This window comes from Marinomonas pollencensis (genome assembly GCF_003387375.1).
Taxonomy (GTDB): Bacteria; Pseudomonadota; Gammaproteobacteria; order Pseudomonadales; family Marinomonadaceae; genus Marinomonas; species Marinomonas pollencensis.
On the sequence record NZ_QUNG01000005.1, the window covers coordinates 306,249 to 323,274 of the forward strand.

At 44.9% G+C, this 17,026-nt stretch carries 15 protein-coding genes; 3 read left to right on the forward strand and 12 right to left on the reverse strand.

Annotated elements, in window-relative coordinates; genetic code table 11:
• Positions 1-8: 8 nt before the first annotated feature.
• Complete coding sequence (oppB, locus tag DFP81_RS09790) at positions 9-929, reverse strand: oligopeptide ABC transporter permease OppB (protein WP_115897586.1); 921 nt, start codon at positions 927-929, stop codon at positions 9-11.
• 99 nt (positions 930-1,028) lie between these two features.
• Positions 1,029-2,651, reverse strand: coding sequence for an ABC transporter substrate-binding protein (locus DFP81_RS09795; protein WP_115897587.1), 1,623 nt, complete (start codon positions 2,649-2,651; stop codon positions 1,029-1,031).
• 331 nt (positions 2,652-2,982) lie between these two features.
• Here DFP81_RS09795 and cysZ point away from each other — a divergent pair, with 331 nt between their 5' ends.
• Entirely contained in the window at positions 2,983-3,762 is a 780-nt protein-coding gene (cysZ, locus tag DFP81_RS09800) for a sulfate transporter CysZ (protein WP_115897588.1), read from the forward strand.
• On the forward strand, positions 3,762-4,616 hold the full coding sequence (locus tag DFP81_RS09805; RefSeq protein ID WP_115897589.1) for a response regulator: 855 nt from the start codon (positions 3,762-3,764) through the stop codon (positions 4,614-4,616). The genes cysZ and DFP81_RS09805 overlap by 1 nt, the downstream gene beginning before the upstream one ends.
• A 96-nt stretch (positions 4,617-4,712) precedes the next feature.
• Here DFP81_RS09805 and phoR read toward each other — a convergent pair whose 3' ends face one another.
• From phoR to DFP81_RS09850, 9 genes are all read right to left on the reverse strand, one after another.
• Entirely contained in the window at positions 4,713-6,053 is a 1,341-nt protein-coding gene (gene phoR / locus DFP81_RS09810) for a phosphate regulon sensor histidine kinase PhoR (RefSeq protein WP_115897590.1), read from the reverse strand.
• Between the two features lie 3 nt (positions 6,054-6,056).
• Positions 6,057-6,752 carry a phosphate regulon transcriptional regulator PhoB gene (gene phoB / locus DFP81_RS09815; protein WP_115897591.1) on the reverse strand — a complete coding sequence of 232 codons (696 nt, stop codon included), beginning with the start codon at positions 6,750-6,752 and terminating at the stop codon, positions 6,057-6,059.
• Positions 6,753-6,836: 84 nt separating this feature from the next.
• Positions 6,837-7,691, reverse strand: a complete 855-nt coding sequence (ubiA, locus tag DFP81_RS09820; protein WP_115897592.1) for a 4-hydroxybenzoate octaprenyltransferase — start codon at positions 7,689-7,691, stop codon at positions 6,837-6,839.
• The gene (locus tag DFP81_RS09825; RefSeq protein WP_245959132.1) at positions 7,688-8,245 is read right to left on the reverse strand and encodes a chorismate--pyruvate lyase family protein; all 558 of its coding nucleotides are present in this window, start codon (positions 8,243-8,245) and stop codon (positions 7,688-7,690) included. The genes ubiA and DFP81_RS09825 overlap by 4 nt, the downstream gene beginning before the upstream one ends.
• 8 nt (positions 8,246-8,253) lie before the next feature.
• Positions 8,254-9,525 (reverse strand): HDOD domain-containing protein, encoded by a 1,272-nt coding sequence (locus tag DFP81_RS09830; protein ID WP_115897594.1) that lies wholly within the window; start codon positions 9,523-9,525, stop codon positions 8,254-8,256.
• Positions 9,526-9,608: 83 nt separating this feature from the next.
• The gene (locus tag DFP81_RS09835) at positions 9,609-10,388 is read right to left on the reverse strand and encodes an amino acid ABC transporter ATP-binding protein (RefSeq protein ID WP_115897595.1); all 780 of its coding nucleotides are present in this window, start codon (positions 10,386-10,388) and stop codon (positions 9,609-9,611) included.
• Between the two features lie 22 nt (positions 10,389-10,410).
• On the reverse strand, positions 10,411-11,511 hold the full coding sequence (locus tag DFP81_RS09840) for an amino acid ABC transporter permease (protein ID WP_115897596.1): 1,101 nt from the start codon (positions 11,509-11,511) through the stop codon (positions 10,411-10,413).
• A gap of 10 nt (positions 11,512-11,521) precedes the next feature.
• Complete coding sequence (locus DFP81_RS09845) at positions 11,522-12,700, reverse strand: amino acid ABC transporter permease (RefSeq protein WP_115897597.1); 1,179 nt, start codon at positions 12,698-12,700, stop codon at positions 11,522-11,524.
• A 109-nt stretch (positions 12,701-12,809) separates the two neighbouring features.
• Positions 12,810-13,832, reverse strand: a complete 1,023-nt coding sequence (locus tag DFP81_RS09850; RefSeq protein WP_115897598.1) for an amino acid ABC transporter substrate-binding protein — start codon at positions 13,830-13,832, stop codon at positions 12,810-12,812.
• Positions 13,833-14,386: 554 nt separating this feature from the next.
• On the opposite strand from DFP81_RS09850, the gene DFP81_RS09855 reads away from it, so the two are divergent.
• A complete protein-coding gene (locus DFP81_RS09855) occupies positions 14,387-14,863 on the forward strand; it encodes a winged helix-turn-helix transcriptional regulator (RefSeq protein ID WP_115897599.1) in 477 nt (158 codons plus the stop codon).
• A 78-nt stretch (positions 14,864-14,941) separates the two neighbouring features.
• Here DFP81_RS09855 and recG read toward each other — a convergent pair whose 3' ends face one another.
• Complete coding sequence (gene recG / locus DFP81_RS09860; protein ID WP_115897600.1) at positions 14,942-17,023, reverse strand: ATP-dependent DNA helicase RecG; 2,082 nt, start codon at positions 17,021-17,023, stop codon at positions 14,942-14,944.
• Positions 17,024-17,026: the final 3 nt, after the last annotated feature.

Consider the following 17,026-nt stretch of genomic DNA (forward strand, 5'->3'; position numbering starts at 1 on the left):
GGGTCGCTCTAGTAACGAATTTTAGGGTCAATGAAGACATACAAGATGTCGACAATGGCGTTAAAAAGAATGGTCAGCGTACCGATCAAAATGGTGATTCCCATGACCATTGAGTAATCACGGTTAATCGCACCATTCACGAAGTGTTGACCAATGCCTCCGGTACCGAAAAACTGATCTACCACCACTGAGCCGGTAATAATGCCAACAAATGCGGGGCCAAGATAAGACACCACAGGCAGCATAGCTGGGCGTAAGGCATGACGAATAATAATGTGTGACTTCGGCAAACCTTTGGCTCTGGCGGTACGGATGAAGTTGGAATGCATGGTTTCTATCATGCTGCCCCGGGTAATACGGGCGATTTGTGCGATGTAGCTGGTGGACATAGCGATAACTGGCATGATCAGATAAGGCCAAGCGCCGCCATTCCAGCCGCCGGCGGGCAGCCATTGGTAATGAATGGAGAAAAACAGAATGCACAAGGGAGCAATCACAAAGTTAGGTAATACCATTCCTATATTGGCAAAAGCCATCACGCCGTAGTCGAGTAAAGAGTTCTGGCGTAGTGCGGCAAACACACCGCATAACACTCCTACTGACACCGCCACGAGAAAAGACCAAAAGCCGATTTCAGCCGAGACAGGAAAGCTTTGTGCGACCAGTTGGTTAATAGTGAAGTCGGTAAAACGGAAAGAGTAACCTAAGTTACCGTGCAATAAATCCCAGAGATAATGGAAGTACTGGCTCATTAGGGATTCGTTCATGTGGTACTTGGCTTGCAAGTTCGCTAATACGGCAGCGGGAACGCCGCGTTCTGAGGTAAATGGGCTGCCTGGAGCAAAGTGCATCAAAAAGAAAGAGAGTGTCACTAAAGCAAGCAGCGTTGGAATCGCTTCAAGCAAGCGTTTAATAATAAATTTGAGCATACAAAATACCTGATTAGGCCGCGAGACGGCTAATGCTAGGAACCGTTAATGGAGAGTAAATCCCAGCGCATGACGGCGCTGGGGGAAGTCGAAGCAATCTTAATGCGCGATAATATACATATCGCGAGTGTAGATATTGTCTTCAAGGTTGGGCTTGTAGCCGCCAACATAGGTTTTCACCAGACGCTTGATAGAATATTGATAGATGGGCGCAACGGCCATGTCTTGATCAATGACTAAATCTTCTGCCTTTTGGTAGAAAGGCGCAGGGTCATTGGCTTTTGCTGCTTGCGCCATGTATTGGTCATATTGCGCATTTTTGTAATGGGCGTTGTTACTGGTATTAGTAGATTTAAACAAATCCAAGAAGGTAGAGGCTTCGTTGTAATCACCTACCCAACCGTCACGGGCAACGCCAAAGTTACCTAGGTTACGAGTGTCAATGAAGGTTTTCCATTCTTGGTTCTCAAGCGTGGCATTCACTCCCAAGGTTTTTTTCCACATAGAGGCCACCGCAATGGCAATTTTCTTATGACCATCGTTGGTGTTGTAGAGCAGGGTGAAACTAAGCGGGTTGTTCTTGTCGTAGCCGGCTTCTTTTAGCAGCTCTTTTGCTTTTGCATTACGTTCTGCTTGTGTCCACTTCGCGTATTCAGGCTGTTTTGCAGTAAAGCCATCAACAGAAGGCGGGGTAAATGTATAGGCAGGGATCTCACCGACACCGGTTACGTATTTAGTGATGATAGAGCGGTCGATTGCATAAGAAAGCGCCTTACGAACACGTACATCATCAAATGGCGGTTGTTGGTTATTAAAGTCATAGTAGTAGGCCGCTAATTGCGGTGTGACTTTTACTTCATCGGGTGTGGTTTTCAATAACTCTTTATAACGGTTAGTCGGAATACCTGAGAAAGAGGTCACATCCAAATCTCCAGCTTGATAACGGCTGAACTCGACGGTTGAATCCTTGATCGGTAACACAGTCACTTTGTTAATAATGGTTTTTTTGTCGTTCCAGTAGTTATGGTTACGGACAAACACCATTTTCTCATTCACAATCCAAGTGTCTAACTTATAAGCGCCGTTGCTGACCAAATTGCCTGCTTTTGTCCAATTATCGCCAAATTTTTCAATGGCTTGTTTCGGTGCTGGGTACATGGCCGAGTTAACGGTCATTTTAACAAAGTAAGGTACGGAATGATCTAGAGATACCTGGAAGGTGTATTTATCCAGTGCTTTAACGCCCAAGTCAGAAACTTTCGCTTTACCGTCGATGATGTTTTGCGCATTGTTGATGCCAGCAAGAGCGGCGTACCAGGAGTAAACAGACGCGGTTTTAGGGGCGACAAGGCGTTGAAAGCCATAGACAAAGTCATTGGCTGTGACGGGGCTGCCGTCAGACCATTTTGCATCGTGGCGTAAGTTAAACGTGTAAACAGTATTGTCGTCATTGACCGTATAGCCGGTGGCTACGCCAGGTACGAGCTTGCCACCTTCGCCTTCACTGTACAGTCCTTCAAATAGGTCTTTAGCACGAAGAGAGCCTGGCGTTCCTTGGATTTTCTGAGGATCTAGGGTCGCCGGCTCTCCTTCACCGCCTTTTACTAACTCTTGTTTGTCGGCTAGCTTTACGCCCACTGGCACATCCGCAGCGTGTACTTGCATGGCACTCAATGAGGTGGAGAGGAGTGCGCTTGCAAGCAACGTTTTTGTGAATTTCATAATCTTCCCTTTGCTAGTTAGCTTTTGTTTGTGTTTTTTATAATCGTTTCCTTAGACCGTCATTTCGCGAGAGGACGACGGCTGAACTTTTATATTTCATTAATTCACAAAAGGTCACAATCGAAATTCCGCATCATGTTATGCGTCTAATAAACCAACCGGCACTGGTGTTGGTAAGTGAAGATAATGTGAGAAGTGCTGTTTGTTTGAGATATCCGTGTTAGGGAGAGATGGCTTTGGTTGATAGTCGAGGCTCTGTATGGAGCCCATGATAAGCGCGTGTTACTCTTTGTTGATTAGAAAGGTAATTTATTAAATTAAGGTAGGAAGAGTGATTACACAGCCATTTAAGGCCGCCGGTGCGTTTATAAAAGCACTGCCTCTGGCCGTTTCCCCAGGATTAAGAATATTCATCGTGGTGCCTTTGTTAGCAAACTTTGCTTTGATGGCTTTGATTTACATGGTGGCTTTAAGCTATTTCAACGATTTAATTGCTATCGCAATGGACTATCTACCTAGCTGGCTGGCGTTTTTGCACTGGTTGTTTTATTTGATTTTCGCTGCGGTTATCAGCGTTTTGCTCTTTTATAGTTTCTCGGTCGGTATCAATATTTTAGCCGCGCCTTTCATGGCCTTTTTGGCAGAAAAAGTCGAAGAGCGACAAACCGGTAAAGTGTTTGATGAGGAGTTAAATGCGAAAGCGCTTTTGTTGATCACTGGGCGGACTTTGCAGCGAGAAATGCAAAAGATATTGTACTTTTTGCCGCGTTTTATTTTGTTGTTATTGATGTCTTTTATTCCCTTGGTCAATGTTGTTTCACCCGTCTTACTGCTGTTGTTTTCAGCCTGGATGCTGTCTTTACAATATATGGATTATGCCTTTGATAACAACAAGGTAGCCTTTCATGACATGCGCCAAATGCTGCGCACAAAACCATTATTGTGTTGGACGTTTGGTGGTATTGTGATGGTTTGTTTAACCATTCCATTGGTTAACTTATTCGTTATGCCAATTGCTGTCGTTGCAGCAACCTTATTATGGATTTCGGTTTTTAGACCTCAGCACGGTGATGTGTCTTCATTGGTCGGTCGTACGAGTGGGCTTTTATAATGACAATAAAGATTCTTGTAGTAGATGATGCGTCTTTCACGCGTGATTTGATTAAACGTACAGTGCGTCAGCAGTTTCCTGCTTCTGTTGTAGAAGAGGCGGTAAATGGCCGGAAAGCTCAGCAAATGCTTGCAAAAAGTCAGTTTGATATGATTTTGTGCGACTGGGAGATGCCTGAGATGACTGGTGTTGAGCTGCTGAAATGGTGCCGAGAGCAGAGTCATTATAAAAAAGAAAATATCCCTTTTATTATGATTACCAGCCGAGGCGACAAAAGTAATGTGGTAGAAGCCGTGCAATCGGGGGTCACTGATTATTTGGGTAAGCCATTTTCCAGTGAACAGCTGGTGAATAAAATTTTCAGTGCAGCCAAAAAGCACAAGATGGAAAGTAAGCTGGTGGCTGAAAAGCCTCGGAATGCTTCTAATGCCGCCGGACAAGGTGGCGTGGCGGCCGCATCGATTGATGTTTTAATGAACGCTGGAAAGTCCACCCGGCCAGTACAAGCGACTAAATTTACCCACCCAGCCGCTGCCACGGTGACGACCAAAGATGTCAAAATTCCAACCATGGTGCGCTTCGAAGAAAAGCAGTTCCGTTGTATGGTGATTCAACTCAGTAAGCAAGATGTGACTATCTTGATCAAGAGTGATGATGTGGTGCCGCAAGTGCTAGGGCAAGCGGTTCTGGATTTAGAGTTGGCGGGCAAGGTGAATCGTTTGAACTATTATATTCAATCGGTAGCCACCACAGAGAAGAAACATGATTCTACCTTTTTGACGGTTGTCTTAGGCTTAATTGATCAGGATGCAGAAAAAGAAGCCTTTATCAGCCAATTATTCGATGGCTTTTAACACTATGACGCTGCGGTCTCATTAGTGCGTTAAAAACGGCGGTGTCAGACTAACTTGAAGTGTCCTATCAAGTTGGACACTTCAAGCTGGCCGCTTTTATTCTTCTGGTAATGTCGAGAGTGTTGACGAAGTTGCGGATGGAATGCTGTCGCTACGTACACGGTTAGCTGGGAAATGACATGAAAAGACACTCCCTCGATTGAGTTCACTGCGAATTTGAAGTTTGGCGTCATGATGCATCAATATGTGTTTCACAATAGCCAGCCCAAGCCCTGTGCCGCCGGTCGAAGAGCTACGCCCTTTGTCGACCCGAAAGAAGCGCTCCGTAAGCCGCGGAATGTATCTAGGGTCAATACCTAGGCCGCTGTCCTTCACGGAGAACACGCCATTAAACTCGCTTGATTCCCATTTGACCAAGATAGCACCACCATTAGGTGAGTACTTGATGGCATTCACAACTAGGTTTGAAAAGGCGCTATAGAGTTCATTATAAGAACCATAAATACGGTCATTTTCGGCGAAATCAAAGCTGAGCTGATGTTGCTCAGAGAGAATGGGCGTCGCTATTTTCTCTATGGCTTCAATGAACAGTTGAACGCTATACCACTGATCCTCTTCTCGTTTTTCATCATTTTCGAGACGAGATAGCAGTAATAAATCGTCGATCAAGTGTTCCATACGAAGAGACTGGTCTGACATGTTAGTAATGCCTCTTTGCATGCTAGCAGGGAGGTTGTCTTTGAACATGTCTAGGGTTTCCAAATAGCCTTTAATCACAGTGAGCGGTGTTTTCAGCTCGTGAGAAGCATTGGCCACAAAGTCTTTACGCATTTGCTCTAGTAAGTGTAGGCGGGTGACATCACGGATAAAAATGAGGTGGTCATTCTTGTCATACAGAGTTGTTTGGATTTCTATATAGATACCTTCTTTTGCAGGTGACTTGATCACCAAAGGTTCACCAAAACGCTTTTGAGTGAAATATCGGAAAAAATCTGGGTTGCGAACAATATTGGTAATAGACTGGCCACGGTCTACGGGCCGCATAAGACCTATGAGGTGAGCGGCGGAATTGTTCCACCATTCTAGACTGCCCTCACTGTCCGCCATAATGACGCCTTCTTTGAGGGCCGCAGTAGAGTGTTCAATCCGTGTAAGAGCTTGTTGCATACGCCGTTTGGATTTGCGTTGCTTTTTTTGTAGTCGGTAGACCGCATCAAAAATATCGCCCCAGATTCCTGAGGCTTCTGGCGGTGGAGCCTTTCCAGAATAGCGTAACCAGCTATGGAATTGGTAAAGCTGGTATAGCTGATGATAAAGAGAGCCTAGAAGGTAAATAAGCACAACGAGAATAATATGCCCGATGCTGAAACCTATGACGAGACAGGCGATTAGCCCAAGCAACCAGCGAATAATCGATTGTCGCCAAATGAATTTCATAAATTAAGCGGTCCGTTTCGCTGAGAATCGATATCCCGTACCACGCACGGTTTGAATTAATGAGTCATGGTCTGTGCCGATGGCTTTACGCAAGCGACGAATATGTACATCCACGGTTCTTTCTTCAACATAGACGTTTCCGCCCCATACTTGATCAAGCAGTTGAGCTCTTGAATAGGCACGTTCTTGGTGTGTCATTAGGAACTTTAGTAAACGATATTCCGTAGGACCCATGTCCAGAGGCGTGTTGCCTATCGTTACTCGTTGACTAATAGGGTCTAGTATTAAGCCGTCAATTTCAATTGGCTCATCAACACCTTGAGGGGTCGCACGACGTAAAACGGCTTTTAAACGAGCCACTAGTTCGCGAGGCGAAAATGGTTTAGTGATGTAATCATCTGCACCAACTTCTAAACCTTGGATTTTGTTGTCTTCTTCACTTTTCGCGGTCAGCAAAATAACCGGGATCTCGGCGGTTGTGCTGTCCTTTTTTAAGCGACGAGTCAGCTCGATACCGCTGCCCCCAGGCATCATCCAATCGCAGAGAATTAAATCTGGTCGATGGTCTACGATAAGCTCGTGGGCTTGCTGGCTATTTTCAGCTTCCATGTACTCGTACCCTGCCATTTCTAGGGCAACCGCGATCATTTCGCGAATGGAAGACTCATCATCAATAATTAATACTTTTTTACCGGTCACAGGATCTATCCTCATCTCAGGAACGGTTTCATTTAATCTATATAATGTGACAATAAGATTACATTGTCACATCTTTGCCATATTTTAAAGTAAATAACTGCCAACTAAGCCAATAAATACACAGTAACCAATGCGATTATTATCTAAAAAAGCTTGGAAACAAGGCTGGCGCTCTCTGTTTTTTGCCTTATTAAATTGTAGGGAAAACAGCACAATGCTAACCAGCAGAGACAAAAAGTAGGGCCATTGCAGTTGCGACAGTACGCCAATCCAGAGTAACAGTGACAAGGTTAATGCTTGTAAGCAAAGGATCACTAATAGGTCGTATTGAGCGAATAAAATAGCGGTAGATTTAACGCCAATTTTCAAGTCATCAGGGCGGTCTGTCATAGCGTAATAGGTGTCATAGGCTATCGTCCATAGGCAATTAGCGACAAATAGCATCCAAAGTTGGGGGTCAAGCAAATCCCCCCCTTGGGCGCTGTAAGCCATCGGGATTGCCCACGAAAATGCCAAACCTAAAAAGAGTTGAGGCAGATGAGTATAGCGCTTCATGAAAGGGTATAGCGCAGCGAGCCCCAAGCCGATAAATGACAGTAAAATGGTGCGTAAATCGGTGAATAGAACCAATACAAAGCTTAATAAGGCCAATCCAGCAAATAAACTCAGTGCTTCTTTTTCACTGACTCTGCCGGAAGGAAGGGGGCGGTTTTTGGTGCGCTCCACATGCCCGTCGATTTTGCGATCGGCGTAATCATTAATGACGCAGCCAGCGGAGCGCATGCTAAACACACCTAAGACAAAAATAATCACCAGATGCCATTGTGGCCAGCCATCGGCAGCGAGCCACAAAGCCCATAATGTCGGCCACATTAACAGCAATGAGCCTATCGGGCGGTTAAATCGAGTAAGGTCTGCGTAGTCGTGTAGTTTGCTCATAAAGGTCTCAGAGGTGGCTTAATGTCGAGAATAGTATCAAAGAAAGCTTCATTGACTAATATTCCAGGTCCATATTGTTGGAAGACTGAGCGTCTTGCCCAAACTCTTTTTTGAATGCCAGGAAACAAGCTCGCTGGTAATTCGGTAATTTCAATGGTGCTGCGGGACAGATTGCGGTGTCGGAATAGATAGCCACCCAGAGGTTTTTCTTTTAATTGACTGACACGTCGCCAGTGCCCGCGCAGGGATTGCGCTGGGATAATTGAACGACCGTAAATCACTATTTCGTCATTGAATTTTAGCAGTACAGTTCGAATACGTGCAGCGTGTCTAGGTGCTAATCCCAACTTTTTTCTTTCCCTTTGTGTTGGCCGGCCCCAGCCGTCTTCTAGGATGACCACGCTTAACTTGCCGGCTTGTTGTAGCTTCTTGGTCAGTGAGGCAGCAGTGGCAAGCCAAGGCCATAAATCTGCAGGGATTTTTGCCTTATTCACCCGGTGAATTGGGTGCCAGCGATAATCTAATTGCTGTGCGATGGAGTGGTTGATCTGCATTATAGGGTTTAAGACTTCTTACCGTTGATCAGGGCGACCATTTTATACAGTTCCGCAGAAGATTGTTGAACTTTACTGTAGCAAGCCTCGGCTTGTTCTAATGAAATGCCCATCCGTGAAAGAACAGACTCATTCACCCTGGTTTGGCTATTAAGTTGATGCGCTATGTACAAAAGATTAGCCAAATTGGCGTATTCACCTTGATAACTTGGGGTTTTACTATAGCGAACAGCCAAGCAGATGTTTTCAGGAATATCCCATTGCTTGAGTAACCAGGAACCAAGTTGTTCTTTAGTAAAACGTAAAATTTGCATCTCTACAATGTCGGAACTTAAATGAGCATTGGCTTCTTGGTAGCGTGACAAAATAGAAAAATGCGGTGGCATCATGGTACTAATCGCCAAAAAGCCAAAATTATGCAACAAGCCGGTTAAATACGCATGGCCACTGGATGGGCGATGGCTAACAGGCACTATGGTGACCAAAGCCTCCATCAAGGCAGCATGAGACACCGAACTTAACCAAAAATCTTCGTAATGGCGTGGGCCTTCTTCTGGTTCAGAGAACGCATTCCCCATTGACAGACCAAGCGCCAGATTCATCACCATGTCATAGCCCAATACGCGAATAATCGCGTCTTTAACGGACTCTATGCCGCCTTTTGCGCCATAGTAAGGTGAGGCGGCCCAGCTGACGACTTGAGCGGCCAAACTCGGATCTAAGCTAATAACATCGCACAGTTCATCCATCCCTGATGATTCGTTAGAGCTGAGACGAATGATCTGATTGGAAATGGCCGGCAGAGGCGGAATTTCTAATGTTTCTTCTAAACGTTGTTTCAGGCGAATGGATTGAAATTGACCAAGCGAATTCAGCATCTGCTGCTCATCGCTCAGGTAATCGTCAGACGGCTGTTGAATGTCATCCGTGTGAATAGAGATGTTTTCAAAGCGACAAAGGGGGCCTGAAAAACGCTGCATGACATCGTCTGTCGAAAGTTGTTGGTATTGGCCGTCCGCATTACTGCGTATTTGAAGAAAGGATTCTTTTAAAAGATTGCTTTCTATGATGCTTGGGCAATTACTGGTTGCTAATAAAGGGTCCCCAGCCGTATTGTAATTTGCGATTGGCTCAAAACGGCGCTTAGTGAGGCGGGCGATGGCAGCGAGATCCAACATGCTATCTTCGGGGAAAATGACTTGTAGACGTCCCGTGTGGTCCGCCAGATGAACCACTCTCACTTTTTTGGTATGGGATAACTCTGGTGCCACGAACTTCATAAATCAGCTCAAATAAAATCGTTGCTTAAAACGTAAAAAAGGCCCCAAAAAGGAGCCTTTTTAATATAGCAGTTTTTGCTTGATTAGTGGTTCAAAATTTGACTTAAGAACATTTGCGTACGGTCATGCTGCGGGTTATCAAAGAATTCGTGTGGCTCGTTGGCCTCGACGATCTCACCAGCATCCATAAACACCACACGGTCAGCAACGGTTTTGGCAAAGCCCATTTCGTGGGTCACACAAACCATGGTCATACCTTCTTCCGCCAATTGAATCATAGTGTCCAATACTTCCTTGATCATTTCAGGGTCAAGGGCAGAAGTTGGCTCATCAAACAACATGATACGAGGTTGCATGCACAGACCACGGGCAATTGCCACACGTTGTTGTTGACCACCGGATAGCTGACCTGGGTATTTCAGTGCTTGGTTCGCGATTTTAACGCGTTCCAAGTAATGCATCGCCATTTCTTCCGCTTCCTTTTTAGGCATTTTGCGTACCCAAATTGGTGCCAACGTCAGGTTTTCTAGAATGGTAAGATGAGGGAACAAGTTGAAATGCTGAAACACCATGCCAACGTCTTTACGAATGGCTTCGATGTTCTTCAAGTTGTTATTCATCTCAATACCATCGACTAAGATAGAACCTTTTTGGTGTTCTTCTAAGCGGTTGATACAGCGTATCATTGTGGACTTACCAGAGCCGGAAGGACCACAGACAACGATACGTTCACCCTTTTTAATACTGAAGTTGATGTTCTTCAATACGTGAAAGTCACCATACCATTTATTAACATCGTTAAATTCGATGATTGTAGATTCACCCTGCTCTAATTGGGCGCGTGCCATGTTCGTATTTGTCATTTTAAAGGCCTCAAATTCTTAACTAATTCCGCTTGTGTCCGGTGTCTAATTTACGCTCTAGTGCCATACTGTAACGCGACATACCAAAGCAGAAGATCCAGTAAACAAAGGCGGCGAAGGCGTAGCCTTCCACGGTTGTTCCTAACCAATTTGTATCGTGGTTGGCGGCTTGTATCCTACCTAGGAAGTCGAACATACCAACGATATAAACCAGCGTTGTATCTTTAAATAAGCTGATGAAAGAGTTCACAATGCCTGGAATAACAAGCTTCAATGCTTGAGGCAAAATGACCAACACCATTGATTGCCAATAGGTTAATCCCATGGCATCTGCTGCTTCATACTGGCCTTTTGGAATAGCTTGCAGTCCACCACGGATCACCTCTGCCATGTAGGCAGAAGAGAACAGGGTGATACCAATTAAGACTCGTAAAAGCTTATTAAAGTTTAGGCCTTCCGGTAAGAACAGCGGAATCATAACCGATGCCATAAACAAAATGGTGATCAATGGCACTGCACGAATTGTTTCGATAAATACCAAAGAGACGGATTTTGCCACCGGCATATTGGAACGACGTCCCAAGGCCAATAACGCCCCTAGAGGGAATGAAGCGACAATACCGACAACACCCAACAAGACGGTTAAGAAAAGGCCGCCCCAACGAGATGTTTCAACTACTTCTAAGCCAAACACACCGCCAGCAAACAAAAAGTAAGCGACGACAGGGTAAATAAGCAGAATTGTCAGCGACAAGAACAGCTTATTAATAGCTTTAATTGCAAACATACCAACGAGAAGAACAATTAGAATCACAGCTAAATTAATACGCCATGTTTCCTCTGATGGGTATAAGCCATACATGAACTGTTCGAAATAGACGTTGATAAACGCCCAACATGCACCCCCAGCAGTACATTCTGCCTTAGACGCGCCTTCCCACGTTGCGTTGATAATCCCCCATTCAATAATGGGTGGAACGATCAAATAAATAATGTAGATGCTGAATAAAGTTAAGAACACATTCAATGGAGAAGAGAATAAGTTCTGACGTAGCCAAGCCACAGGGCCTACTGCAGTAGACGGTGGTGGGAGGCTGGGTGATGGTTTAAATTCAATAGCCATGTTTAGCCTCCTAGCGCTCAATTAATGACATTTTTTTGTTGTACCAGTTCATGAACAATGAAATCGATAGACTCAATGATCCGTAAACCAGCATACAAAGACCGATGGTTTCGATAGCTTGACCTGTTTGGTTCAGCGTCGTACCCATGATCACGGCCACCAATTCAGGGTAAGCAATAGCGGCACCTAACGAAGAGTTTTTCGCAAGGTTTAAGTATTGGCTTGTGAGTGGCGGAATAATAACGCGCAGCGCTTGAGGCAACACGATTAGGCGTTGCGTTAAGCTATCACGCAGTCCAAGAGAGCGGGCTGCCTCTGTTTGTCCCCAGTTTACCGATAGAATACCGGCTCGCACGATCTCGGCAATAAACGCTCCCGTATAAGTAGAAAGAGCGACTAATACGGCAACAAATTCTGGAGGTAATACCATACCGCCAGTGACGTTAAAGCGGCTTTTCTGAGGTAGATCAAACTCTAGAGGAAAGCCAGCAGCGGCAAAAAATAGGAAAGTAACACCAAGGATGATGCCTAATGATGACCAGTAAGCAGGAAACCATAGTCCCGTTCTCGTTTGGCGCTTTTTAGCCCAAACAATGACGCCAATAGCCAATGCTATTGATAGGATAAAACCAATTATTACCAGGCCAAAACCATCTTGAGCAATTGGATTTGGGGAGTAAATACCACGCTTATTAAGCAGAAAGTCTGCAAATTCATAGCTATTGCGAGGCACTGGTAGGGCCGCCAAAACGGCGAAATACCAGAAGAACATTTGCAGTAACAAAGGAATGTTACGCATGGTCTCGATGTAAACCGTTGCAAGGCGTGCAACTAGCCAGTTTTTTGATAAACGCGCTAAGCCCATCACCACACCAATAATCGTGGCCAGAATGATGCCTAGAAGCGAAATTACGAAGGTGTTGATTAAAGCAACAAGAAAGGCACGTCCATAAGTGCTTGATTCTGTGTAACTAACAAGGTGTATAAGGATTGGAAAGCCCGCTGGCTCATTTAAAAATGAGAAACCAGTAGAAATTCCTCGGTTTTCTAGGTTGGCTTGTAGGTTACTGAAAAGGTAATAACCAACGAAAACAACAACCGCTAAAAGCACAATTTGAAAGATGAGGGAGCGATTACCGGCATCGTTCAGAAAGCTTTTGTTACTAGGAATATTTTTTATATTACTCATCTTGATTCAGGCAGTAGATATGCTCGTCAGAGGTATAAAGGAAGGGGAAGAGATCCAGCGGCGGATGGCCGCTGGATAATAACCCGAAGCGAGTTACCTAAGTCAGATATTAACGTACTGGTGGCGCGTACATGATGCCGCCATTGTTCCATAGATTGTTGATGGCACGAGGAAGGTTAAGCGCAGTGTCTTTACCTAGGTTACGTTCGAACTCTTCGCCGTAGTTACCTACTTCAGCGATTACGTTGTAAGCCCAATCAGCATTAAGACCAAGATCTTGGCCCATGTTGCCTTCAGCACCTAGAAGACGACGGATGCCTGGATCTTTCGCTTCAGCTTTGATCTTAGCAACGTTTTCAGAAGAGATGCCCATTTCTTCAGCATTTACTTGAACGTACATTACCCAAGTAACCAAATCTTTCCACTGGTTGTCGCCATGACGAACCACTGGGCCTAGAGGCTCTTTAGAAATGGTTTCTGGAAGGATGATGTTATTGCCTGGGTTTTTAAGTTTAGTACGGTGTGCTGCCAAACCAGATTTATCGGTAGTGTAGACATCACAACGACCTGAATCGTATGCGGATACCGCTTCGTCTGCTTTTTGAACGACAACTGGAACGTAAGACATATTGTGCTTACGGAAGAAGTCAGCCATGTTCAATTCGGTTGTTGTACCTTGCTCGGTACACACTGTTGCACCATCAAGATCCATTGCAGATTCTACGCCTAGATCTTTACGAACCATAAAGCCTTGGCCGTCGTAAAAGTTAGTTGCAGTGAAATCAAGACCTAGAGAAACATCACGCGTATAAGTCCAGGTAGTGTTACGAGACAAAATGTCGATTTCGCCTGATTGTAGAGCGGTAAAGCGTTCTTTAGCAGAAAGAGGAGTGAATTTTACTTTTTGAGCATCACCAAAGATAGCGGCAGCAACGGCGCGGCAAGCGTCAACGTCGATACCCGTCCAATTACCTTTGTCGTCAGCGTTTGAGAAACCTGGTACGCCTTGGCTGACGCCACATTGTACGAAACCTTTTGCTTTAACGTCATCTAGTGTACCTGCAGCAGCACCAGTACTGATGGCGGCAGCAACAGCGGCGGTTGAGAGTAGTTTACAAACGTTCGATTTCATTGATAGCCTCCCAGGCATTTCTTTCTTTTGTGTATGTTGTGTTTTTTTTCATTGTTATTAAGTCTTGGGACTTAGTTAAAAACAATGCAAATATATTGCCAACATTATGATTATTTATTTTTGTTGTATGAGATGCAGAGCATTCTTCTAGTGGAATGTTGCATTACCTAATAGAACGACTGTTGATGGTCTCTAGTCAAGGATAAAGTGCTATAAATATGTTTTTTGGTGCATAATTCTTACAAAATAGGGGGCTAAGAAGACTGATCTGTTTAAAAAATAGGCGGTTTTTATTGTTTATTACGAAATGTGCGCTTTTGTAAGAAAATGTGTCACTTAATGGTGCAAGCCAGATATGAAAAACTTAGCAGACTTAACGAAAAAAGCAAAAAATTACCAATTTGGTGCGACGGTTTGTTTTTGTTTTATATTGGTGCGATCTTGATTTGCTCGTTTTGAGAGTAAATATATATTCTCGAAAGCGCTTCCCATACTTTGTTATCTACATGATAGTATTAACAATACTTTAGTGTGATTAAGGAGATCCATGTCGAATGGAAAGCTCAACTAAACCGCTCGATCGTTTAGATAAAAAGATTCTACGTGAACTGCAAGTTAATGGTCGTTTGTCGAACGTTGAATTAGCCAGTCGTGTAGGCTTGAGTGCAACCCCGTGTTTAGAGCGGGTGCGACGTCTAGAACGTAACGGCTATATCACAGGCTATTGTGCATTAGTTGACCCTAAAAAGGTCGATGCTGGATTACTTGTATTTGTGGAAATTCGTTTGAAGACAACCTCTCCAGAGGGCTTTAACGAATTTAAGAATGCCGTCACAGAGATTCCTGAAATTCTTGAATGTCATTTGATTGCCGGCGACTTTGAATACTTATTAAAAGCGCGAGTGTCGAACATGGATACTTATCGGCTGTTGCTTGGTGAAACATTGCTAACCTTACCGCATGTGCGAGAGTCGCGTACCTATGTGGCGATGGAAGAAGTGAAAAACACCACTGTGGTTAGCATCCCATAAATCGGCTACTTGATGGGTCAATAAAGAAGAAGGGGCTGAATAATCTCAGCGCCTTCTTTTTTTAGACGATAGAGAGAGTTAGACATTTAAATATTGGCTGTGATTCGGTAGCCATCGGGTTAGCAAGGGAGAGACCCTTTCAGGGTATTGCTGATGCAACTGAGCGGCGGCTTTTTGCACATCATCGAGTAGGGCTTTATCCCTTTGTAAATCCGCGACTTTAAATTCCCATAAGCCAGTTTGCCGGGTGCCTAAAAGCTCTCCTGGTCCTCTTAGTTCTAAGTCTTTTTCAGCGATTTTGAAGCCATCGCTGGTTTCTCGCATGGTCGATAAGCGCTCTTTTCCTTGTTGCCCTAAAGGGGCTTTATACAGAAGTACGCAGTGGCTTGCGGTTTGGCCGCGACCCACTCGACCACGTAGTTGGTGTAGCTGAGCGAGTCCTAAACGTTCGGGGTTTTCAATAATCATTAAACTCGCATTAGGTACATCTACTCCGACTTCAATAACGGTCGTTGCGACCAATAACTGTATCTCATTGGCTTTAAAGCGAGCCATGATCTCGGCTTTTTCCGCCGCTTTAAGGCGTCCATGAACCAAGCCAATAGATAGCCCACTGAGTTGTTCTGCCAATAACAGCGCAGTGTCTTCCGCCGCTTGGCATTGTAACGCTTCAGACTCTTCGATCAGAGTACATACCCAATAGACTTGCTTGCCTTCTTGGCAGGCGATTTTTACCCGTTCGATGACCTCATTACGCCGCTGATCGGATACTACAATGGTATTGACTGGCGTCCTTCCTGGAGGCAGCTCATCGATTATCGAACAGTCCAGATCTGCATAGGCAGACATAGCTAAAGTGCGTGGAATCGGTGTTGCCGTCATGATCAGCTGGTGAGGTTGGAAGCCTTGTTTTAACCCTTTTTCTCGCAATGCCATCCGTTGATGGACACCAAAGCGATGCTGTTCGTCAATGATCGCCAAGGCCAGTCGATCAAAGTGTACGTTTTCTTGGAAAAGAGCGTGAGTGCCGACGACAATATGTGCCGAACCAGATGCGATGCTTTCTAGTTCAGCTTCACGGGCTTTGCCTTTTAGCTTGCCTGCCATCCACGCCACATTCAGTCCCAGAGGTTTGAACCATTGAGTGAAATTCGCGAGATGTTGTTCGGCTAAGATCTCAGTCGGTGCCATAATGGCGACTTGATAACCGGCATTGACAACGGCTGCCGCGGCCAATGCGGCCACCAAGGTTTTGCCAGAACCCACGTCACCTTGAACAAGGCGCAGCATGGGATGTCCAGATTTTAGGTCGCTTAACAGCTCTTGAAAAACCCGCTGTTGGGCATTGGTTGGCGAAAATGGAAGCTGTTCTAGTAAATCTGTCGCCAATTGACCAGAGGCTGTGACTTGAATGGCTTTGTCTTCTTTGGCTTTGATCTTCTTACCAATTAAAGACAGCTGATGGGCCATCAACTCCTCAAAAGATAGGCGATATTGCGCCGGATGCGAACCTGTTCTTAATTGCTCTAGGTTCGCGTCCGCTGTTGGATGGTGAAGAAATCGAATAGAATCGTCTAATGGCGGCAAGCTAAATGACTGACGCAGGTTATCAGGCAGCCATTCTTTTAGGTTATAAGGCGTTAGGCGTTCTAATGCTTGTTCACATAACAGGCGAATTTTGGTTTGGGTAAGCCCATCAGTGAGTGGGTAAATTGGCGTCAGTTGGTCGCTGTCTGCATGGGGATCATTATCACCAATGAGTTTGTATTCAGGATGATATATTTCAAAGCCGGTACTGCCACGACGTATTTCACCAAAACAACGGATCCGCTTTCCTGATTCTAGCTGCTTTTTCTGCGCCGCTGAAAAATGAAAAAACCGTAGGCACAGAGTGCCACTCGAATCTTTGATGCGGCAGAGCAAACTACGGCGTTTTCCCATTTTTATTTCGCAGCCAATAGGTATTCCTTCTATTACGGCTTCATCGCCAAAGCGCAGCTGCCCTATGGGAATAACACGGGTTCTGTCTTGGTAACGAATGGGCAGATGAAACAGTAAATCCTGCACCGTATGAAGGTGCAGTTTAGCCAGCTTTTCCGCCATGGCGTCGCCAACGCCTTTGAGTTCTCTCACATCTTGTGTGTCGAGATCATCTATCATAAT

Bases quoted from the DNA above. Each gene is read 5' to 3' on its own strand.
- oppB (WP_115897586.1), bottom strand. From the start codon at position 929: ATGCTCAAATTTATTATTAAACGCTTGCTTGAAGCGATTCCAACGCTG.
- DFP81_RS09795 (WP_115897587.1), bottom strand. From the start codon at position 2,651: ATGAAATTCACAAAAACGTTGCTTGCAAGCGCACTCCTCTCCACCTCA.
- DFP81_RS09805 (WP_115897589.1), top strand. From the start codon at position 3,762: ATGACAATAAAGATTCTTGTAGTAGATGATGCGTCTTTCACGCGTGAT.
- phoR (WP_115897590.1), bottom strand. From the start codon at position 6,053: ATGAAATTCATTTGGCGACAATCGATTATTCGCTGGTTGCTTGGGCTA.
- ubiA (WP_115897592.1), bottom strand. From the start codon at position 7,691: ATGAGCAAACTACACGACTACGCAGACCTTACTCGATTTAACCGCCCG.
- DFP81_RS09825 (WP_245959132.1), bottom strand. From the start codon at position 8,245: ATGCAGATCAACCACTCCATCGCACAGCAATTAGATTATCGCTGGCAC.
- DFP81_RS09830 (WP_115897594.1), bottom strand. From the start codon at position 9,525: ATGAAGTTCGTGGCACCAGAGTTATCCCATACCAAAAAAGTGAGAGTG.
- DFP81_RS09835 (WP_115897595.1), bottom strand. From the start codon at position 10,388: ATGACAAATACGAACATGGCACGCGCCCAATTAGAGCAGGGTGAATCT.
- DFP81_RS09840 (WP_115897596.1), bottom strand. From the start codon at position 11,511: ATGGCTATTGAATTTAAACCATCACCCAGCCTCCCACCACCGTCTACT.
- DFP81_RS09845 (WP_115897597.1), bottom strand. From the start codon at position 12,700: ATGAGTAATATAAAAAATATTCCTAGTAACAAAAGCTTTCTGAACGAT.
- DFP81_RS09850 (WP_115897598.1), bottom strand. From the start codon at position 13,832: ATGAAATCGAACGTTTGTAAACTACTCTCAACCGCCGCTGTTGCTGCC.
- DFP81_RS09855 (WP_115897599.1), top strand. From the start codon at position 14,387: ATGGAAAGCTCAACTAAACCGCTCGATCGTTTAGATAAAAAGATTCTA.
- recG (WP_115897600.1), bottom strand. From the start codon at position 17,023: ATGATAGATGATCTCGACACACAAGATGTGAGAGAACTCAAAGGCGTT.